Origin of the sequence: Neobacillus pocheonensis, assembly GCF_050477905.1 — a bacterium.
GTDB lineage: Bacteria > Bacillota > Bacilli > Bacillales > Cytobacillaceae > Neobacillus > Neobacillus pocheonensis_A.
This window is the reverse complement of sequence record NZ_JBCNAD010000020.1, coordinates 202,796-222,282: the sequence shown is the minus strand read 5'-3', so window position 1 is coordinate 222,282 and position 19,487 is coordinate 202,796. Positions and strand designations below refer to the sequence as shown.

21 protein-coding genes are annotated in these 19,487 nt (G+C 39.5%); 9 read left to right on the top strand and 12 right to left on the bottom strand.

All coding sequences use genetic code 11. The features are described from left to right. Window positions 1-66 precede the first annotated feature (66 nt). The 10 genes from ABES02_RS11180 to ABES02_RS11135 all read right to left on the bottom strand — a co-directional run bounded on the left by ABES02_RS11180 (window position 67) and on the right by ABES02_RS11135 (window position 8,494). On the bottom strand, window positions 67-1,077 hold the full coding sequence (locus ABES02_RS11180) for a polysaccharide deacetylase family protein (protein ID WP_430134299.1): 1,011 nt from the start codon (window positions 1,075-1,077) through the stop codon (window positions 67-69). A 271-nt stretch (window positions 1,078-1,348) separates the two neighbouring features. Then, window positions 1,349-2,281: a type II secretion system F family protein gene (locus ABES02_RS11175; protein WP_430134296.1), complete on the bottom strand. Its 933-nt coding sequence runs from the start codon at window positions 2,279-2,281 to the stop codon at window positions 1,349-1,351. Between the two features lie 3 nt (window positions 2,282-2,284). After that, on the bottom strand, window positions 2,285-3,247 hold the full coding sequence (locus ABES02_RS11170; protein ID WP_430134294.1) for a type II secretion system F family protein: 963 nt from the start codon (window positions 3,245-3,247) through the stop codon (window positions 2,285-2,287). A gap of 2 nt (window positions 3,248-3,249) precedes the next feature. Then, entirely contained in the window at window positions 3,250-4,611 is a 1,362-nt protein-coding gene (locus ABES02_RS11165) for a CpaF family protein (protein ID WP_430134291.1), read from the bottom strand. A gap of 12 nt (window positions 4,612-4,623) precedes the next feature. Beyond that, window positions 4,624-5,802 (bottom strand): AAA family ATPase, encoded by a 1,179-nt coding sequence (locus ABES02_RS11160; protein ID WP_430134288.1) that lies wholly within the window; start codon window positions 5,800-5,802, stop codon window positions 4,624-4,626. A gap of 14 nt (window positions 5,803-5,816) precedes the next feature. Then, window positions 5,817-6,425 (bottom strand): Flp pilus assembly protein CpaB, encoded by a 609-nt coding sequence (gene cpaB, locus ABES02_RS11155; RefSeq protein ID WP_430134285.1) that lies wholly within the window; start codon window positions 6,423-6,425, stop codon window positions 5,817-5,819. A 30-nt stretch (window positions 6,426-6,455) separates the two neighbouring features. Then, entirely contained in the window at window positions 6,456-7,373 is a 918-nt protein-coding gene (locus tag ABES02_RS11150; protein WP_430134282.1) for a TadE/TadG family type IV pilus assembly protein, read from the bottom strand. Next, window positions 7,374-7,745: a TadE/TadG family type IV pilus assembly protein gene (locus tag ABES02_RS11145; RefSeq protein ID WP_430134279.1), complete on the bottom strand. Its 372-nt coding sequence runs from the start codon at window positions 7,743-7,745 to the stop codon at window positions 7,374-7,376. After that, window positions 7,745-8,251 (bottom strand): A24 family peptidase, encoded by a 507-nt coding sequence (locus ABES02_RS11140; RefSeq protein WP_430134277.1) that lies wholly within the window; start codon window positions 8,249-8,251, stop codon window positions 7,745-7,747. Before ABES02_RS11140 ends, ABES02_RS11145 begins: the two co-directional genes overlap by 1 nt. A 72-nt stretch (window positions 8,252-8,323) precedes the next feature. Further along, window positions 8,324-8,494 (bottom strand): Flp family type IVb pilin, encoded by a 171-nt coding sequence (locus tag ABES02_RS11135; protein WP_430134275.1) that lies wholly within the window; start codon window positions 8,492-8,494, stop codon window positions 8,324-8,326. Window positions 8,495-8,781: 287 nt separating this feature from the next. Between ABES02_RS11135 and ABES02_RS11130 the strand changes: the two genes are divergently transcribed. The 8 genes from ABES02_RS11130 (at window position 8,782) to arcC (ending at window position 17,088) form a co-directional block, all read left to right on the top strand. Next, window positions 8,782-9,099: a DUF192 domain-containing protein gene (locus ABES02_RS11130; RefSeq protein ID WP_430134272.1), complete on the top strand. Its 318-nt coding sequence runs from the start codon at window positions 8,782-8,784 to the stop codon at window positions 9,097-9,099. A gap of 136 nt (window positions 9,100-9,235) precedes the next feature. Beyond that, a complete protein-coding gene (argR, locus tag ABES02_RS11125) occupies window positions 9,236-9,688 on the top strand; it encodes an arginine repressor (RefSeq protein ID WP_430134269.1) in 453 nt (150 codons plus the stop codon). A 28-nt stretch (window positions 9,689-9,716) separates the two neighbouring features. Beyond that, window positions 9,717-10,415, top strand: coding sequence for a Crp/Fnr family transcriptional regulator (locus ABES02_RS11120; RefSeq protein ID WP_430134266.1), 699 nt, complete (start codon window positions 9,717-9,719; stop codon window positions 10,413-10,415). 322 nt (window positions 10,416-10,737) lie between these two features. Continuing rightward, window positions 10,738-11,988 (top strand): arginine deiminase, encoded by a 1,251-nt coding sequence (arcA, locus tag ABES02_RS11115; protein ID WP_430134921.1) that lies wholly within the window; start codon window positions 10,738-10,740, stop codon window positions 11,986-11,988. 25 nt (window positions 11,989-12,013) lie between these two features. Next, complete coding sequence (gene argF, locus ABES02_RS11110) at window positions 12,014-13,024, top strand: ornithine carbamoyltransferase (protein WP_430134264.1); 1,011 nt, start codon at window positions 12,014-12,016, stop codon at window positions 13,022-13,024. A 204-nt stretch (window positions 13,025-13,228) separates the two neighbouring features. After that, a complete protein-coding gene (locus tag ABES02_RS11105) occupies window positions 13,229-14,584 on the top strand; it encodes a M20 family metallopeptidase (protein WP_430134261.1) in 1,356 nt (451 codons plus the stop codon). A 24-nt stretch (window positions 14,585-14,608) separates the two neighbouring features. Next, a complete protein-coding gene (locus tag ABES02_RS11100) occupies window positions 14,609-16,099 on the top strand; it encodes a YfcC family protein (protein ID WP_430134259.1) in 1,491 nt (496 codons plus the stop codon). Window positions 16,100-16,125: 26 nt separating this feature from the next. After that, a complete protein-coding gene (gene arcC / locus ABES02_RS11095; RefSeq protein WP_430134256.1) occupies window positions 16,126-17,088 on the top strand; it encodes a carbamate kinase in 963 nt (320 codons plus the stop codon). A gap of 42 nt (window positions 17,089-17,130) precedes the next feature. On the opposite strand, the gene ABES02_RS11090 is transcribed toward arcC, so the two are convergent. Next, a complete protein-coding gene (locus ABES02_RS11090) occupies window positions 17,131-18,402 on the bottom strand; it encodes a polysaccharide deacetylase family protein (RefSeq protein ID WP_430134253.1) in 1,272 nt (423 codons plus the stop codon). Window positions 18,403-18,634: 232 nt separating this feature from the next. On the opposite strand from ABES02_RS11090, the gene ABES02_RS11085 reads away from it, so the two are divergent. Continuing rightward, on the top strand, window positions 18,635-19,102 hold the full coding sequence (locus ABES02_RS11085) for a hypothetical protein (RefSeq protein WP_430134250.1): 468 nt from the start codon (window positions 18,635-18,637) through the stop codon (window positions 19,100-19,102). A 37-nt stretch (window positions 19,103-19,139) separates the two neighbouring features. On the opposite strand, the gene ABES02_RS11080 is transcribed toward ABES02_RS11085, so the two are convergent. After that, on the bottom strand, window positions 19,140-19,484 hold the full coding sequence (locus tag ABES02_RS11080) for a 2Fe-2S iron-sulfur cluster-binding protein (protein ID WP_430134247.1): 345 nt from the start codon (window positions 19,482-19,484) through the stop codon (window positions 19,140-19,142). Window positions 19,485-19,487 lie beyond the last annotated feature (3 nt).

Sequence of the window (19,487 nt, the reverse complement as noted above, 5' to 3'; positions counted from 1 at the left end):
TGTTATCTCAATTTTATTATATCAAATTACTAGATATTTTGTCTTTTTAAGGAGTTTTTTGTTGTTTTAAAATTGGACTGGTGTTGTGTTTGTATCGATGGCTTTGGATTCAAAGCCTTGTTTGCTTAAATAGTCAAGCAGTTCTGGTAAATGAGCGAGTGTTTCTTTTCTTTCATGTAAAAGAATCACAAGTGGACCATTTTGCTTCGCTTTTCTATTTATCTGTTCAATGACATTGTTAACGTAGCGTCCATCTTTATAATACCAGTCCTTACTATCAATATTCCAATCCCACATGATATACCCTTGGTCCTTAACCGCCTGTTTATAAGCGTCCGTCATATTGGGAGCACTGCCGTAAGGGGTTCTCATGATATGTGAATCAATCCCAGATACAGATCTCAAAGTATTCCGATTTTGGTTTAATTCACTTAAAACCGAATTGACGGAAGCATAAAATAATTTCACGTTGTGTGATACGCTATGTAGGCCGACTGTTTCTCCGTTCTGTACCATTAATTTCACCGAATTCGGATAGCGGCGAATATTTCCATCAATCATAAAAAAGGTTGCTTTGAAATGATATTTTTCTAGAAGTGCAATGATATCACCTGAAAAAGCGGCAGGACCATCATCAAATGTTAAATAAACTGTCTTCTTTGTGCTAGGGCTTGGAGTTGTAGGTGGTGTACTTTTTGGCTCAGATTGCACTGCATTGGATTCTGGTGTCGGTGTTGGTGGAGTGCTGGTTTCCTTTGCGGGTGGCAGCACTACGGCTGTCGAAGTAGTAGTTTTCTCTGGCACTTTTTCTTGCTTTTGTCTCCAAAACATCATTTCATGCTGTTGCTTTCGAATCCCTTCCTGTTCAAGCCTTTCATCTTCCGTGGTGCGAACAATCGTTTCAGGATTGGGATGAGGTGCAAACCGATTCATATTTTCATTTTTTTGATGATTACTAGGTTCACCTGACGCTTTTGCCTGAAAATAATTACTTACAAATACCCCTGCAAACAAGAACCCAATCGCAATAGTGAACACTACAGACCCTCTCGTCCAACCGCGCTTTCGATTCCCCATTATTCAATCCCTCTTTGATGTTTATTTTTTCCTTCCCCATTATAGACGAAAATTCCCCTAAATTGTTACGAATCTATTAAAAATATGACAATTCTATTAAAAATATAGTGAAAATAATAGAAATTTAGACAATCTCCTACAATATCTATCATAACCGAATTCAACAAAAATTGGTGGAAAATAAATCAGAAATTTCCAAATGGTGCTAAAAGACTAAAATAGGAAGAACCCAATTCATATCTGATGAATTGGGTTCTTCCTTTTTAAAAATTTACCCACCAAGCCCTTTTGTGACCAACGTAATGACCAGTGGTCCTAAAATAACAATAAACAAAGAAGGAAAAATGAAAAATACCATCGGAAATAACATTTTCACCGGTGCTTTCATTGCCTGCTCACGAGCAGCTTCGCGGCGTTGTTCCCGTACCCTAGCGGTTAGATTTCCTAACACCTTTGCCATTCCTATTCCGAGCTGGTCAGCTTGGATCAAGGAAGTAATAATATTTTGAAATGAATCAGAGGGAACACGCTTTCGAAGTTCATAGAATGCCTCCCTTCGCGATTTTCCAAGCTTCATATCCTCTAGTGTATGAAGAAATTCCTCGGAAAGAGGGCCTTTATTTTTACGAGCAACCTCTGAAATAGCCAAATCAAGCCCCATCCCTGCCTCAAGCAAAAGATTGACAGTGTCAAAAAAGTCCGGCATTGATTTATTTATTTCTTTAATTCTCGTCGTCTTCTTTTTCCCAAGAATAAACACAGGAAGACGGAATCCTAGGAAGGCCATCGTGATGGCTAATATCCAAGTGGATGATTGATTATCGATGACTGGTACAATAAACAGAATAAACGGCAGGCTCAAGGCCGCACTTAGGAGCAATTGAAACAAACGAAAGTCAAGCGCCGATTTAAAAGGATATCCCGCATCACGAAGCAGTATGTCTATTCTTTTTCTTTCTGTTTTTGGAACCCTTTTATTTAACAATTGGGTTCCTTTATCCCAATAATTTTGAAATTCCTTTTTCATTCTTCCCTCTTGGTTCTTCGCCACCGGATCCACTTTATCTTTTTTCATTGGTTCATCAAAGTACTTATCCACACGTTTATTAAAGGCTATTTCCTTTTTGAAAATAGTCAACAATATTCCAGCAAGCAGAAAAGTTAGGAACGCACCTGTTAAAAAAATGAATAGGATATCAAACATTTCCTACACCTCTATCCGAATAATCTTCTGGATCAACAACCAGCCAATGAAAATGGAGACAGCACAAACAAAGAGCATCGCCCATCCCAATGGATGTTCAAGCATGGGACCGAAATATTCCCGATTCACTAACGATAAATATAATCCTAACCCAACAGGAAGAAGGGTTATAATCCAGGATGACATTTTTCCTTGTGCAGTTAACGTATTTAATTCTTCGAGGATTCTTACCCTGCCTCTGATCGTTTCTTCCATTGTTTCAAGGAGCTCGGCAAGATTTCCGCCGCTTTTCCGCTGGGCTAATATCGCCCTTACAACAACTTCAAGTTCTTTATTTGGTACTCGCTCCACTAATTCTTCAAATACCTCTTCCAATGGCATCCCCAATCCTGCTTGGCGAACAACTCGGTCAAATTCAGGTCCAAGTGGAGCAGGTACCTCTTTGCCAACAAGCTGCATCGCTTGCATAAAACTAAATCCTGCCCTCATAGAATTCGCCATCATTCCCAGTACATCAATCAATTGATAAGAGGCTTGCTTTAGTCGGTTTTTTCTTTTTTTCTTCATTAAAGTTATGGGAAGGGCAAAGCCAATGAGAATAACAACTGGACAAAGGTAGATTGGAAGTTTTAATAAAACTGAGAGGAAGCCAAATCCAGCTGATGTCATAACTCGAAAAGCAAAAAATTCCTCTGGTTTTAAATGACTTCCTGCCTCACGTAATATTTTTTCAGTTTTTTCACTAAATTGAACGTTTTTAAACAGCAAGCTTACGGACAGGATAAATCGTTTGACAAGCGGTTGCCGTTTTTCTTTCACTACTTCAAAATCCTCTACAGAAGGAGCAGGTAAAAACTCATTAATTCGATCTGAGACTCGCTTCTTTTTGGTGTATCCACTTAGGATGAGATACATCAATAAGCTGGTAGCCAAAAAAATTAACATTAACTCCAACATGGGTTTCATCTCTACCACTCCCCGACAAACAATGAGGCAGGCAATGTGTAGCCATTTATTTCTAGTTGCTCCGTAAATTTCGGCCGTATGCCTGTGGAAACAAATCTGCCCTCAATTTTTCCATCATCGGTAAATCCCGATTCTTTAAATAAAAAGATATCCTGAAGGACAATCGTGTCGCCCTCCATCCCTAACACTTCGGTAATATGGGTGATTTTCCGTGAACCATCCTTTAATCTTGATTGGTGAACGATTAAGTCGATGGCATTCGCAATCTGCTCGCGAATTGCTTTTACGGGAAGCTCGAAACCTGCCATCAACACCATCGTTTCTAAACGGGAAAGGATGTCTCGTGGTGAGTTGGCGTGCCCCGTACTTAAGCTGCCATCATGTCCTGTATTCATCGCCTGGAGCATATCCAACGCCTCCGCACCGCGAACCTCGCCGACAACTATTCTATCAGGACGCATCCGTAGGGAGTTGCGAACCAAATCCCTAATCGTAATCTGCCCTTTTCCTTCTATATTCGGCGGCCGTGATTCCAAGGAAACAATATGTTCCTGATTAAGCTTTAATTCTGCAGCATCCTCAATGGTCACAATCCGTTCATTGTTTGGAATAAACGATGATAACACATTTAATGTTGAGGTTTTCCCAGATCCAGTTCCGCCGCTAATAAAGATATTCAGTCTGGACTTTACACAGATATCAAGGAATTCGGCCATTTCATCACCAAGGGTTTCAAAATGAATGAGATCCTTTATTGTAAAAGGCGTTTCAGAAAATTTCCTGATTGTTAAGCTTGGGCCTTTTAAAGCCAGCGGCGGTATGATGGCATTTACACGTGATCCATTCGGCAAGCGGGCATCCACCATCGGTGAACTTTCATCAATGCGGCGACCGATTGGAGAAACGATTCTCTCAATAACACGCATGACATGTTGGTTATCAACAAAATGGACATTGCTTCGTATAATCCTACCATTCTTCTCGTAATAGATTTCATCATAGCTATTAACCATGACCTCACTGATCATCGGATTTTCTAATAAAGGGGAAATCGGACCGTATGCGATTAGTTCATCCTTAACGTAATTCAAAATTTCTTGCTTTTCTTCAAACGTAAGCCTTCCGCCTTCTTGTTCAAAAAAGGCTTGCCCTAAATATTCAATCTTTTGTATTTCCTCTTTCCTATTTTGGCCGTGACCGGGATATTTTTTTAACTCTTCTAATAGAAAATCGTGAAGCTCTGCCTCAAGCTTCCAAAATTCCGCTGATCTGTTTAAAACCGGAAGATCATGTACGTCTGTTTCTTGGAAGTTACCGCCACGACTTTTACTGGATCCTTCTTTGAATCTTTCAAATAATGACATTTACATCCCCCCTTACTTTCCAACTAAAAACCAGCGTCTAGATTTCTTACCTTCAGTTGGCCCTTCATTCATTTGATCAATTAGTTTCTCTGCCAGTTTCCAAACTCCCTTACCTAAGTGACTTCGGGAATTCGAAAGCATAAACGGCTGTCCTGCTTTTATCGAAGCGGTTGCCACATTCACTTGTTCCGGTAAAGAGTAAAAGAGAGGCAATCCAAAAATTTCTTCGATTTTCTTTATCTCAATGCCTTGCCCCTTTGTATTACGGTTTAAAATGAGTTTTACTTTATCTCGTTGTTTAATAGAATCTAAAGTTTCTAGGTATAGCTGGCTTAATCTTAAAACAGAAATTTCATTGACCGCCAGCAGCAGGACCTCATCCGCCATATCTAAACAGCGTAAATGAATTTCTGATAAATAGACAGGCATGTCAATGATAACAATATCAAATAATTTCTTTGTTGCTTCAATGGCCGCTTGCATGTGTTCATCTGAAATTCCTTCAAAGAACTCCGGTCGAGGCGGGGCCGCAAGAATGGATACATCTCCTTCAACATTGGTCATGTATTGATCAATAGAATAATTTTCACGTCCGTAGCCCTCTTTCACCCATTCATAAATGGATCGCTTGGGCTTCATATTGTAGTACATCGCCACTTCCCCAAATTGGAGGTTGCCATCGATCACAGCCACTCTTTTTCCCATTCTCGCAAAAGCGATGGCAAGATTTACGGTTAATAGTGTCCTGCCCACGCCGCCTTTAGGGTTAGAAATAGCGATGACTCTACTTTTTTCTTTTAAAAGATACAATTGATCCTTTTTGGCTCGGTGCTCCATATATTTCTTGGCATGATCAATTGCTTCACTCAACTCATCGTGGTCATACGAAGACCTTAGTGTATCCGATGCCCCCATAAGCATCGCTTTTTTTAGATTTTCCATATTATCAGGGACAATTAAGATAATATATACATGGGGATATAGCACAGAAATTTCCTGACAAAGCTCATATACGTTGTATAAAGTATGAGCTTTAAGAAATAGTACAGACTGATTATTCTGAATTAAAAGAGTATGTAGTTTTTCAATCTGATTGGTCACAGACAACTTAAAGCGCTGCTTTTCTAATAGAATTTTTACTTCTCCAGGAGGAGTGTTTGTATCAGAAAAATAAAACCAATTAATATCCATTTCGTATCTACCTCCTATTTATCGTCTTTAATCACTTCTCTAGTTTGTTTGATCCCAACTTTTCCATTCTCTGTGTCTTCTGAATTTCTAAGCATTAAATAGAAACCATCTTTATCTTTTGATGCTAGTCCTAACATGACCCCTTGCTCGGGCGTGACTTCTAGAGTAACAGTTTCATAGTGAAGTGCTTCTTCTTTACTGTCCGAGGATTTCCCTGATGTAAGAACCTTTACATTCTCTAGGGCAATCACAGCTGATTTAAATTCTTTTCCGGCAGCGTCTTTTGTCGTTTCATAGGCAATGACATCGACCATTGAATTTGGGGAAATAAATCCGGATACTCCTTGTTCAAGGTTTACTTTTAAAGAGATTGCTCTTTTTCCTTTACTCACAGCCACTATTGAGTTTTTGAATTCACGTTCAAGCTTTTTCTTTTCTTCATCCGCTTTTTTCTTTTCTTCTGCTTGCTTGTCTGTTGGACTGACTTTATTCTGTTGTTCTTGGGTAACTTGTCCTTCGGATGCATTTGAAATCTTATCTTTTGAAAAAATAGTTAAATAAGCAAAACCCGCCACTGTCATTCCTAATATTACTGAAATTATCCATATTTTTTTCGTATTCATAATGCCCTCCTACTATTCATGGACATCGGGCTATTCTACAAGCTTGACGCCATAAAGATTATAATCACCTATACTGGTACTACTTCCGATTTCACCAGGGGAAACCATTTTAATGAATTTCCCATACAGCTTTTTGTCTTCATATTTTTCAATCCAATAAGCTGCAAGACCCACTACGTTTAAATTACTCTTACCGTTTGCACCATCCCATGAATCAATAACGACAATGGTGATGACCCTGTCACAGGAATTATCGGCTGTACTCGCACTTTGACATTGTGATTTCGCAGCATCATTATTAATTAGCGTATTAATGGCTTCATCCACTTTTCCTTGTTTTCCCCCAGGTTCTGTCTCCACGATTTTAGATCCAACATCGTAAGTAGCGCCATTAATAAATGCATTAGCCAAACCATCGCCACCATTCCCAAAATCAAGATAGCCGCAGTTTCCATGATGGGTTCCGGGGTTACTTTTTCCACAATTTAAGATGATGGCATTAGGTACTTCGTCTTGTTCAATGGCAAGCGGGGCAATCCCCCCAGCTTTTTTTAAGGGAGCAATGATTGCTTTCGCTGTTGCACTTACGGTTGCATTATTCATACCAATTGCTTTAGCAAATGTCATTGGGACATTGACTTGTTTTGTTGCTTTAATAGATTCACTAGTGATTGTTAAGTCACTCTCACTAACTTCAAAACCATTATTTTTTGAAATATCCTTTGCAATCGATATCGCTTGAGCTTCACTGGTTCGAAGTCCCTGTGCCCCAGCTAGCACAGTAGAATCCATTGCTTTTTGGAGCTTACTTTTCTCGGCGTAAAGCCTTCCACCATCTATCACTAAAGCAGTAAAGCCTAATAGTGCAACCATTGAAATGGCTACAATTACTAATGCTGCACCGCTTTCCTCTCGCAAATTTAATAGTTTTAGTAAAATTCTCTTCATTTATTCCACCCTCATTGTTGTGGTGTCTGTTAAGTTCAACGAGCCTACGATTTCTCCGATTACTGGTGTTAAAAATGTTATAGGATAGGTAATGGTAATCGAAACCTTGGATCCCGATGACCTGGATCCCGGAGAGATGGCCACTTTATCGGCTGTTAATCCAATACTTGCAGCATCGCTAACTGCGGTATTTCTTATGGTTGTATCATCATTCCCAATACTTGCTGCTCGTGCAGCTTCTCTTCCGGCATGATCCATTGTCAGATAAACATGAAAAACTCGAGCAAAGTCAATAATTCCAAATAATAATAAAATTAATAGCGGCAGGACCAGTGCAAATTCTACAAGCGATTGGCCTTTTTCCGACTTCATTAGAATCCACCCCAGACAAGTGTACAAAGTGTTCCTAGGACAATAGCAACTCCATATGGGAATGAAACGCTACTTTCTTTGTTTTTCGATAAAATTATTGAACCGAGGTTACTTCTAAAAAGAACAACATTAAAGAAAAATGATTTAATAGAGTTTCTTAGACCGTTTGTTTTGATAATTAGCAGAAGTGCGATGACTCCACCGATTAGGGCAGTGTAAATAAATGAATAAAAAACGAAGCTTGTTCCCATGAGCGCTCCGATCGCTGCCATTAGTTTTACGTCCCCAGCTCCCATGCCGCCTAGTAAATAGGGAATGATGAGAATGGCTAATCCGACTAGAAAACCTTTGCCGCTTATTAGAAATCCATCTAGTCCAGATGTAAGAATGTTAAAGATTAGCCCAAATGCAATTGTAGGTAGAGTAATAATATTTAATATTTTTCTTGATTTAAGATCAGTAATAAGACAAATAATGAGTGCTGCCAGCAATACAATTTTTTCCATATTAATCCTCCTTCATAATAAAGTAAGCCCCGCTTCTCTCCCATGAAAAGCAGGGCAACATGTTTCAGAGTATTAATGACCTGTTAAAGCAGTGTTAATCGCATCAAAATAACCTTTAATTTTTGGCCCTAATATTACTAGTGCAGCGACACAGCCGACAACAACAAGACCAATAATCAACCCATACTCCGTTAATGCTTGTCCTTCTTCTTGTACTACTAGATTTTTAATTTTTGTCAACATGTTTTTTCCTCCTAAAAATGGATTAATTTTAGTTTCGTTCACTTTATCGAACAACGATTTATGTTGAAGTTCGTTCTTCATTTTTTGAAGAACATTCCATCGTTTGTTCTTTATAATGAACAACCCTTAAGTAAATAATAGTACAATCGTACTGAATAGTAAATAGATTTTGAAAAATTCGTTCTAAATACTGTACGACACAATTCTACATTTTTCACTATTGAGAACAAAGGGGTTTTGATGTAAATTCAATATATAGAACAAAATATATAAAAGGGGCTATAAATATGAGAACACTTCCATACTCTATTAACCTGGCAGATTCATTTTTTAAAAGATTAAAAGGACTTATGTTTCGGAAAGATCAATTGGTGGAGGAAGGATTGTGGATTGTCCCGTGCAATTCCATCCATATGTGCTTTATGCATTTTGATATCGATGCTGTTTTTCTTAATAAAGACGGGAAAATTGTAAAAATGGTGGAAAAGCTAAAGCCCTGGAAGTTTGTTAAACCGGTACGAAATGCTTACTCCGTCATAGAACTTCCAGCAGGGGCGATTACAAAATTAGGTTTAAAACAGGGTGAAACACTTAAACTTTACTAAGGCTAAATGAGTCAGTCCACTGCTGGCTCTTTTTATTTTTCCAAACGTTTGAAATATGTTCACCAATCGCTCAATTCTAAAGCGTAGATTTGCAATAAAATGTAAATGGAGAATTCTATAGGATGTGAGCAGGGCGATGCATAAAGAAATGAGATTAAAAATAATTACTAATCTTATCTCAACCCAAGAGGTAAAAACGCAGGAAGAGCTGGGGAATTTATTACATAACAATGGCTTAGATGTGACACAAGCGACCATTTCCAGAGACGTACGCGAATTAAAGCTGATCAAAGTTCCCTCCAAGGACGGCAGTCAAAAATATAGCTTTAAAATCGACCAAGATCATTTCATTTCCGAAAAGCTGCGGCATAAATTAAAGGATGCCCTTGTTAGTATGGAGGTCATTAACTATTTTGTGATCATTAAGACATTGCCAGGGCATGCCCATTCGTTTGGGGCACTCCTCGATTCATTAGACTTGAATGGAAAAGCAGGAACCATTTGCGGAAATGATACATGTCTAATCATTTGCCGGTCACCTCAAGAGTCCGAAAGAATCAAGCAGCAAATCGAATTCTATCAAAAGTAACGGATTCACACGAAAAGGAGAGATACTCATGCAGAGCTCTCAAGTAATACATATGGATGTCCTTTCTGATTTACAGCAATTTGATGTTTTTTCATGCCTGACCGCGAAAACATTGAAAAAGTACCTGCCTAATTTTTATTTCAGAACCTACAAGAAAAACCAATGCTTGTATATGCAAGGTGACCCAAGGGACAAAATCTTCTTTTTACTAGATGGCTACGTGATGTTTGAGCGCAGCAGTCAAGAAGGAAGCATGCTCTATTTAGACTTTGTTAAAAGCAATCAAATGTTTCCCTACGGTGGAATTTTTCAGGATAAGGTTTACCAGGATACGGCCATCGCCGTCACGGATGTTCATTTATACTTTATCCAAACCCATATCCTGGAGGAATTGCTAAAAACAAATCCAAAACAATTATTATATGTCATTTCTAAACTCTCAGAAATTCTAAACCTTCATCAAAAACGGGTCCAACGAATTCTCATTCCCCATGCTCAAGAGCGCGTTTTGCATTCCATTCAATTTTTAATGGATGACCTTGGAGAGAAGGACGGTGCAGAAATCATCATTCCTTGTCCCTTGACGGCAGCTCATATTGCCAAAATCTCTGGCACGACTAGGGAAACAGTTAGTCTCTTAATGAACCAATTAAAAAGAGAGCAAGTCATCTCCGTTTGCTCGAAAAAAATTAGGATCCATCAACCTGATTACTTTAAGGAAATATGAAAAGACTGGCTCATGACGAGTCAGTTTTTTTTGTCGCGTTTAATTTTCTTAATTTTAGAACTTTAGTTGTGAACTTATTTTGACATTCAAGGATTATTCAGGATTTCACTTTTGAAAAGTCCAATTTCGATGCAATTATACATAAATATGCATTCGCACTTATGCATTTAACAAAAAAACGTAAGGATTATTACAGTTTGTTTGTAAAGGGCATTACAAAATGAAACGCTTTCAACACGTAGAATGAAGGTGTAGCAAGGAGAAATCAAATAAAGGAGGAAGACAGATGGGAAGTATACTGGAAATCCATGAAAAGCAGGAAATGCAAATAAAACTAAAGCATCCGATCCATGTTACATCTGAAATCGGCACTTTAAGAACCGTTTTGCTTAAACGCCCTGGAAAAGAAGTTGAGAATCTCGTACCTGAATATCTTCAACGGCTTTTATTCGATGATATTCCCTATTTACCAATTATCCAGAGAGAGCATGATTATTTTGCCGAGACATTAAAAAATCGAGGCATAGAAGTCCTATACCTCGAAAAATTGATTGTTGAAACATTAAGTAATCAACAAATAAAAAGACAATTCCTAGATGATATTTTAAGAGAAAGCGGGTCCCATGTCAATGGATCTGCAAAAGTATTAAAAGAATATTTGCTATCCTTTCCTACCGCTGAAATGGTTGAAAAAGTGATGAGTGGTGTCCTCAAAAAAGAAATAGAAATAAGTAAAAAAATTCACCTTTACGAATTCATGGAGGATCATTATCCATTCTATATCGATCCGATGCCAAACTTATATTTTACTAGAGATCCTGCAGCCAGCATCGGCGACGGATTGTCGATTAATAAAATGCGGGAGCCTGCCCGCCAGCGGGAATCTTTATTTATGGAATATATCATTAAGCATCACCCTCGGTTTGCCGGACAGGATGTTCCCGTTTGGTTAAATCGAGATTTCAGTTCTCCGATTGAGGGTGGGGATGAACTTATCCTTAGCAATGAGGTAGTGGCGATTGGTGTTTCGGCACGGACTTCAGCCAAAGCGATTGAACGACTGGCTTTGAATCTCTTTAAACGGCAAAGCTCCTTTAAAAAGGTGGTAGCAGTTGAAATACCAAAATGCCGAGCTTTTATGCACCTTGATACGGTGTTTACGATGGTCGATCATGATAAATTTACGATCCATCCAGCTATTCAAGGACCTCAAGGCAATATGAATGTTTATATTCTTGAACAAGGGTCAGATCCAGAGCTTTTAAAGATTACACACCGCACTAACCTGCAGGAAGCTTTGAAAGAAGTTTTACATCTTGACGAGCTTGTTTTAATTCCTTGCGGCGGCGGCGACGAAATCGCCTCTTCCCGCGAGCAATGGAATGATGGCTCCAATACATTAGCGATTGCTCCAGGAGTTGTGGTCACCTATGACCGTAACTACATATCTAATGATTTATTGCGTCAGCACGGCATTGAAGTACTCGAAATTGCCAGCTCGGAGTTATCCCGCGGCCGTGGCGGCCCGCGTTGCATGAGCATGCCAATCGTCAGAGAAGATTTACAAAAATAATTTTAATATAAGGAGAATGATCACTATGTTAATGACTGTACCTGCATTTTATGGAAAAAGCTTTCTTTGCGAAAAAGATTTTTCAAAAGAAGAGTTTGTTTATTTAATCGATTTAGCGATGAAATTAAAGGATGAGAAAAAACATGGCATCCCGCACCGCCATCTTGAAGGCAAAAACATCGCATTACTGTTTGAAAAACCATCCACTCGCACTCGCTGCGCCTTCACGGTTGCTTGTACAGACCTAGGCGCACACCCTGAATATTTAGGAAAAGATGATATCCAATTAGGTAAAAAAGAATCGATTGAAGACACGGCCAAAGTGTTAGGACGCATGTTTGACGGGATTGAGTTCCGCGGCTTTGAGCATAAAAAAGTCGAAATGTTAGCGGAGCATTCCGGGGTTCCTGTTTGGAATGGCTTAACTGATTTATGGCATCCAACCCAAACATTAGCTGACTTCTTAACTGTAAAAGAAAACTTTGGCCGCTTAGAAGGAATTAAATTTGTCTATGTTGGCGATGGTAGAAATAATGTAGCAAACAGCCTGCTCGTCGGAGGTGCCCTTGTGGGGATGGATGTTCGCATTGTTGCACCGGAATCCTTATTCCCTTCACAGGAAATCGTGGAACTCGCTCAAGGTTTTGCAGAAAAATCCGGCGGCCGCGTAACAGTGACTGCTGATGTTGATGCTGGGGTTTCTGGAGCAGATGTTATTTATACAGATGTATGGGTCTCTATGGGTGAAGAAGACAAGTTTGCGGAAAGAATCGCTCTTCTTTCTCCATATCAAGTATCAATGGATATGGTGAAAAAGACTGGCAACGAGCGAATGATTTTCTTGCATTGCCTGCCTGCCTTCCATGACCAAGAAACAAGTTATGGCAAGGACATCTATGCCAAACACGGACTTGCTGAAATGGAAGTAACCGACGAAGTTTTCCGCAGCGAGCATTCAAAGGTATTTGACCAGGCTGAAAATAGAATGCATACCATTAAAGCTGTCATGGCTGCTACATTAGGACATTTAGAATAATCGATTTTCGGGAGGAGATTTGTTGGTCCTCCTCCCTTGTTTTCGTTTCGCAGATAAACCAGAAGTTTTCGCGGATAAATTAGGTATTTTCGCAGATAAACTGTAAGTTTTCGCAGATAAAGTCTGATTTTTCGCAGATAAAAAATTTAACGGCCTCTCCAAACAACTAAAACTACCTGAACTAATGAGTAATGGAGGAAAAACATGGACAATATCTCCGAAACTTTGATTCCAGAGCTTAAAAATATCGAAGACGAATTTCATAATTCCTTAAAACAGCTAATTGAAATCCCTAGTGTAATAAATGAAGGCGAAGGACATTTACCATTTGGGAAAAACATCGACTTGGCCCTTAAAAAGAATCTTGAAATTTGCGAAACTTTAGGATTCAGGACCTACTACGACCCAAAAGGCTATTACGGCTACGCTGAGATTGGTGATGGTGAAGAAATGATCGCTATCCTTGGACATCTTGACGTTGTCCCCGCCGGCAGTATCGATGACTGGATTACTCCTCCTTTTCAAGCCATCATCAAGGATGGGAAAATGTACGGCCGAGGCACTCAGGATGACAAGGGACCCACTCTTGCAGCCCTTTATGCAGTAAAAGCCTTAATGAATCTAGGAATTGATTTTAGTAAAAGAGTTCGTTTCATTTTCGGCACCGATGAAGAAACACTGTGGCGCTGCATGAACCGGTATAGTGAAATCGAGGAAAAACCAAGCATGGGCTTTGCTCCAGACTCTGTCTTCCCGCTCGTCTATGCCGAAAAAGGCTTACTGCAGTTTGTATTAGAGGGCAAAAACGAAACAAATTTACTTTTGAAATCAGGGAATGCCTTTAATGCGGTGCCTGACATCGCACAGTACTCAGGGGACAAACTGCCTGAATTGAAAGCGGCATTAGAGGATTTAGGTTTTGCTTTTGAATCCACTGAAAATGGACTTACCGTTCTTGGAAAAGCGGTCCATGCCCAAGTAACAGAAAAAGGAATCAATGCGATAAATCGATTATTAATGGGTTTAAAAAAGAGTGGATATACTTCCAAAACGATCGAGTTCGTCAATGATTTGATCAACGAAGACCCATTTGCTGTCAAGATTTTTGGTGAACTTGAAGATGAAGCATCCGGCCAATTGAAATTCAATGTTGGAAAAATAGAATTGAATGAAGAGGTTGAAAAGTTATCAATTGATATTCGCATTCCAGTAACTGTTGATAAGAATATGATTGTGAATAGTCTCACACAAGTAGCAAACGAATACGGTTTAGACTACAACGAATTCGATTACCTGAAATCCATTTATGTTCCAAAGGATCATTTTTTAATCAAGACGTTAATGAATGTGTATCAGGAGGTAACTGGGGATGTGGATTCTAAGCCGATTTCATCCGGCGGGGCCACTTATGCCAGAGCTTTTGAAAATTTCGTCGCATTTGGCGCCATTTTTCCACATCAAGCCAAAACAGAGCATCAGCCAAATGAACACATTGAATTAAAAGAGATGTTTAAAGCAATGTTGATTTATGCGAAAGCAATCTACCACCTGTCCCGCTAATACTAAATATATGGGGGAATTCTTATGAAAAAACTCAAAATGCCCACTGCCTATACGCTATTATTTTTGATTATAGTCGTCATTGCAGCCCTGACCTGGGTGATCCCAGGCGGGCAGTACGATACAAAAGTAGACAAAGCCACACAGCAAGAAATTCCAGTTTCAGGAACCTATCATCAATTATCAACCGATAAACAAACTCCCCAAGGAATTTGGGAAGTGTTAAATGCACCGATAAATGGGTTCTTTGATGCCAAGGACATCGCCCTATTCGTCATTGTCATCGGTGGTTTCCTTGGAATTGTCATGAAAACGGGAGCCATCGATGCCGGTGTTACCCGGGTTATTCGAAAATTAAAGGGTCGGGAGCAATGGCTCATTCCGATACTAATGACGCTTTTCGCGATTGGCGGTACCACTTACGGGATGGCAGAAGAAACAATCGCTTTCTATCCGATCCTCATCCCTGTTTTGATTGCTGCTGGCTACGACGCTCTAACAGCCGTATCGATTATCGCACTTGGTGCTGGCATCGGCTGTTTAGGTTCAACTGTTAACCCGTTTGCAACTGGAATCGCATCCGGATTTGCCGGAGTTTCGATTGGTGATGGAATGGGGCTTCGCCTCATCATCCTAGTGGTTACCTTAATTGTAACTATCATCTTCGTTATGCGTTATGCAAAAAAAGTGAAGGCGGATCCATCCAAATCACTGATTGCTAATATGAAAGAGGACAATGAAAAACATTTCTTATCACAAAAAAATGAAGATATCGAATTTACCGGACGACATAAAGCGGTTTTGACTGTTTTTGGACTTACTTTTGTCGTGATGATTTTAGGGGTAATTCCATGGGCAGCGAAATTCCATATTACTATATTTGAAGATTTGGTAGCGGCTCTAGGAAAAATTCCATTCATCGGAAAATTACTAGGCGGGATGATTCCGCTTGGTGACTGGTGGTTTGGAGAATTAACCATGTTGTTTTTAACCTCCTCTATCATCATTGCTTTTATTTATAGAATGAAAGAATCAGAGTTTACAAGCACTTTCATCGACGGGGCACGCGATTTATTAGGCGTAGCCATTATCATCGGAATTTCTCGAGGCATCACCGTTGTCATGGATGCCGGCGGAATGACCGCTACTGTTCTTCACTGGGGTGAAGGCGTACTAGATAACATGGGATCCGTTCTGTTCACGAACATCTCCTATCTCTTCTATCTGCCATTATCCTTCTTAGTGCCATCCACTTCAGGTCTAGCAACACTATCAATGCCGATTATGGCGCCGTTGGCTGACTTTGCTGGTGTTGGTAGGGATATGATAATAACCGCTTACCAAAGTGCTTCCGGAATCGTCAATCTACTCACGCCAACAAGCGCCGTTATTATGGGTGCATTGGCCATTGCCCGCATTCCATATAGCACGTATTTAAAACATGTTTGGAAATTAGTCGTTGGACTCTCTCTCATTGTCATGGTGATTATGAGTGTCGCAACAATGATAAGTTAATATTTTAAAAAAAGAGGCGATAATAGATGAAAAGACAAAAAGTGGTGATTGCCTTAGGCGGCAATGCGATTCAATCTGGAGATGCAACAGCAAAAGCACAACAATTAGCCCTTGAAAAAACAGCGCGGCAGCTCGTTGATTTTATCGAAAAAGGCATTGATATTATTATTTCTCACGGTAATGGACCGCAGGTAGGAAACATTCTACTACAGCAGGCGGCAGCCGATTCAACCAAGAACCCAGCGATGCCACTTGAAACATGCGGTGCAATGAGCCAGGGTATGATTGGTTACTGGATGCAAAACGCGATGGATAAAGTATTGAAGGAACGTGGGATTTCGAAAAATGTCGTCACCGTCGTCACACGTGTGGTTGTCGATCAGAATGACCCGGCTTTCTTGAATCCAACCAAGCCAATTGGACCTTTCTACTCAGAAGAAGAAGCTCGAAAAATCATGGAGGAATCCGCAACATTTTTTAAAGAAGATGCTGGACGCGGCTGGCGCCGGGTTGTTCCTTCACCAAAGCCTGTTAGTATCAAGGAGCACGCCATCATCAATTCCCTCGTCGAGGAAGGAAATATCGTCATTTCTGTTGGCGGCGGCGGCATCCCTGTCGTGGAAACACCAAGCGGACTTCAAGGGATTGAAGCGGTTATTGATAAAGATTTTGCCTCACAAAAGCTGGCTGAGTTAGTCGAAGCGGATGCCTTAATCATTTTAACCGCCGTTGACAATGTCTATATTGATTTTAACAAACCAACCCAGAAAAAATTAGAGGATGTCAGTATAGAAGAACTGAATGAATATATCGTGAGCGGACATTTTGCTGCCGGCAGTATGCTCCCAAAAGTGGAAGCTGCTATCAATTTTGCTAAGACAAGTCCTGAACGGAAAACGATTATTACCTCTTTGGACCAAGCTTTTAACGCAATTTATGGAACTGCGGGCACAGTCGTTAGCTTACACGGCGCAGTCGTCCTCGCTTAAAAAAGAAAACCATCTCTCCTACCTGTGAGAGATGGTTTGTTTTTAATGGTAGGCTTTCACATTTAATAATCGATCTAAACCAACGATTTCAAAATTCCTCTTTTTAAGTTCCTCGATGATTTGTGGCAAGGCCTTTTTGGTTTCAGTTTGCTCAGGCGTTGAATGCATGAGAATAATATCACCATTCCTGACGTTAGCCACCACATTTTTGACGATATTACTTGCTTCCTTTTGCGACCAATCCAACGTGTCAATCGACCAAATGACAATCGAATCTCCTTCATTTTGGGCTATTGAAGCTACTTTAGGATTCGTTTCTCCATATGGTGGACGGATAATTGCCGGCTTTTTTCCTATAATCTCAGCGATTGCTTGCTCAGTTTTTTCGATTTGAGATTGTATTTCTTGATTTGTTAAGTTAGTTAAATCAACATGATTATAGCTATGATTGAGGACAAGGTTCCCATTATCAAACGCCTTTTTTACAACCTCAGGATATTTCACCACATTGCTTCCAATAAAAAAGAAGTTTCCCTTTACCCTATATTTGTTTAAAATATCAATGATTGCCGGCGTAATCGCTGCATCGGGTCCATCATCAAAAGTGAGAGCCACCCTCTTCTGGTTAGGACCATTAATATAAACATTTTCATGCCCTTTTGAAAAATTAACCATTTGTTTACGCCATTGAAGCATTTTTTCCCAGGCAGAACTAGATAGTTGATTGGAGTTCCCTTTAATATCAAGAAGATATTTAGCCGCTCTTTGTTGATTAAAAACCGAGATATGATCGATTACTTTAGTCTTTTCTGGAATGATGAATTTCAGTTGGATAGTGGCATTTATATCGTAAGTTTCTATTTGATCATTATTGTATTCCGTTACTTGATCTGGACTTCCCAATGTCCTTTCAATTTCAGTAAAAGATATTTGTTGAAGCTCATTTGAGAAGGAGCGTACATCGAAGATTTCTCCATTCGCGTTAAAGCCAAAGGCTATCCCTCGATGTTCATAAGTAGCATAAAAACCAGAACCTGCACGATCAACGCGGTCTGGCTCTCCCCACTTTTCCTTTACTTGCACCATAGTACTATCCAACGCACTAAATTCACAATCTTTAACCAATCCTAGATTTTCTTTTTCCTTGATTTCCTTTAATTTGATTGTCATAGGTGCTACTTCTTTTGGCGGCAATTCAGTTTGTTTCTGGGGAACATCTTTGATTGGCTTTGATTGTTGTTCTTTCGAATCACAAGCAGTTAAAACAGTGATAAGGAGTAGTGCCAAAAGAGAAACTTTTATCCAAACCTTCAAATGCCATCACCTCTTATGGAAGATGCTGTTGTATATATAGACTATTTTTTCTTCACATATGTTTCAAAGAATCGGTATTATTCAAATAAACTATTGTGATGAGTAGATTAATTTTCCTTCATAAAACTGACATATTTAAGTACTCAATTCCCATTGACAATGATTCTCATTATCTTTAAAATGACGATATAGATATCAGAGATATTTTTTTTCAAAAAGGGGGATTATCAACATGTTTAACATGCTATATGGGTTGAAGGATATTCATACGGTTATATCTAATCATCGTAAAATTGGTGGTGCCGCAGAAGCTGATTCGATTCGCTTATCAACCGGAGAAACCTATCAAAACCCTGTGTTTACTAATGTTGATATCTCTAAAGGGCAATATATTTCGGTTTGTTTTATCGATGAAAACGGCACTAACTTAATTATCCATGTCGATCAAATTGCGGTCATTAAAGGATTGCAGCACAAATTAATCTGCCAGTTGAATAATACTTATATTAAACAATTATTGCTTCGCGATACTTTGCAATACTTACAAAAGCTATGTGAAGTGAACCATGGTTTCGTGACAAGCTCTTTTAAAAAAGAAGCGCTTAAGCTTGTGCGTGATATTAGTGTAAAGGAATTAAAAAACCACAATATTACGCTGCCATTCCCTGTTGAAGAAAAATTAGTTCAGTTATTTGCATAGTAAAACGAGGTCCCTTTATTGCGGGACCTCGTTTGTTTTAGATGATTTCCGCCTGGCAGGCCAAGCGATAGCCATTTTTTAATTCATTTTTTAACTTATTATGCTCTAATTCATTGGGCATGGATAATTTCGGACCTTGTAAAATCTTCACCGTACATTGGCCACATGTTCCTTTTCGACACTTGTATTGAATGGGCTTCCCTTGATTTAGGGCCGCATCAAGCAATTTTCCCTTTGTGGGTGTTATTTCAAATTGATCGCTGCCCTGTTGAATGATAATTTTTTCCTGAATAGATTTTACCGGAGGCGGCTGCAGTATTATTGGTGCTTCAACTGTATTTCCTGGTATAAGGGAGCCTACAGTATATGCTCGCTGCTTCACTGG

Bases quoted from the DNA above. Each gene is read 5' to 3' on its own strand.
- ABES02_RS11100 (WP_430134259.1), top strand. From the start codon at position 14,609: ATGAAAAAACTCAAAATGCCCACTGCCTATACGCTATTATTTTTGATT.
- ABES02_RS11175 (WP_430134296.1), bottom strand. From the start codon at position 2,281: ATGTTTGATATCCTATTCATTTTTTTAACAGGTGCGTTCCTAACTTTT.
- ABES02_RS11105 (WP_430134261.1), top strand. From the start codon at position 13,229: ATGGACAATATCTCCGAAACTTTGATTCCAGAGCTTAAAAATATCGAA.
- ABES02_RS11135 (WP_430134275.1), bottom strand. From the start codon at position 8,494: ATGTTGACAAAAATTAAAAATCTAGTAGTACAAGAAGAAGGACAAGCA.
- cpaB (WP_430134285.1), bottom strand. From the start codon at position 6,425: ATGAATACGAAAAAAATATGGATAATTTCAGTAATATTAGGAATGACA.
- ABES02_RS11140 (WP_430134277.1), bottom strand. From the start codon at position 8,251: ATGGAAAAAATTGTATTGCTGGCAGCACTCATTATTTGTCTTATTACT.
- argR (WP_430134269.1), top strand. From the start codon at position 9,236: ATGCATAAAGAAATGAGATTAAAAATAATTACTAATCTTATCTCAACC.
- argF (WP_430134264.1), top strand. From the start codon at position 12,014: ATGTTAATGACTGTACCTGCATTTTATGGAAAAAGCTTTCTTTGCGAA.
- arcA (WP_430134921.1), top strand. From the start codon at position 10,738: ATGCAAATAAAACTAAAGCATCCGATCCATGTTACATCTGAAATCGGC.
- ABES02_RS11145 (WP_430134279.1), bottom strand. From the start codon at position 7,745: ATGAAGTCGGAAAAAGGCCAATCGCTTGTAGAATTTGCACTGGTCCTG.
- ABES02_RS11120 (WP_430134266.1), top strand. From the start codon at position 9,717: ATGCAGAGCTCTCAAGTAATACATATGGATGTCCTTTCTGATTTACAG.
- ABES02_RS11170 (WP_430134294.1), bottom strand. From the start codon at position 3,247: ATGAAACCCATGTTGGAGTTAATGTTAATTTTTTTGGCTACCAGCTTA.
- ABES02_RS11180 (WP_430134299.1), bottom strand. From the start codon at position 1,077: ATGGGGAATCGAAAGCGCGGTTGGACGAGAGGGTCTGTAGTGTTCACT.
- arcC (WP_430134256.1), top strand. From the start codon at position 16,126: ATGAAAAGACAAAAAGTGGTGATTGCCTTAGGCGGCAATGCGATTCAA.
- ABES02_RS11165 (WP_430134291.1), bottom strand. From the start codon at position 4,611: ATGTCATTATTTGAAAGATTCAAAGAAGGATCCAGTAAAAGTCGTGGC.
- ABES02_RS11160 (WP_430134288.1), bottom strand. From the start codon at position 5,802: ATGGATATTAATTGGTTTTATTTTTCTGATACAAACACTCCTCCTGGA.
- ABES02_RS11130 (WP_430134272.1), top strand. From the start codon at position 8,782: ATGAGAACACTTCCATACTCTATTAACCTGGCAGATTCATTTTTTAAA.
- ABES02_RS11150 (WP_430134282.1), bottom strand. From the start codon at position 7,373: ATGAAGAGAATTTTACTAAAACTATTAAATTTGCGAGAGGAAAGCGGT.
- ABES02_RS11085 (WP_430134250.1), top strand. From the start codon at position 18,635: ATGTTTAACATGCTATATGGGTTGAAGGATATTCATACGGTTATATCT.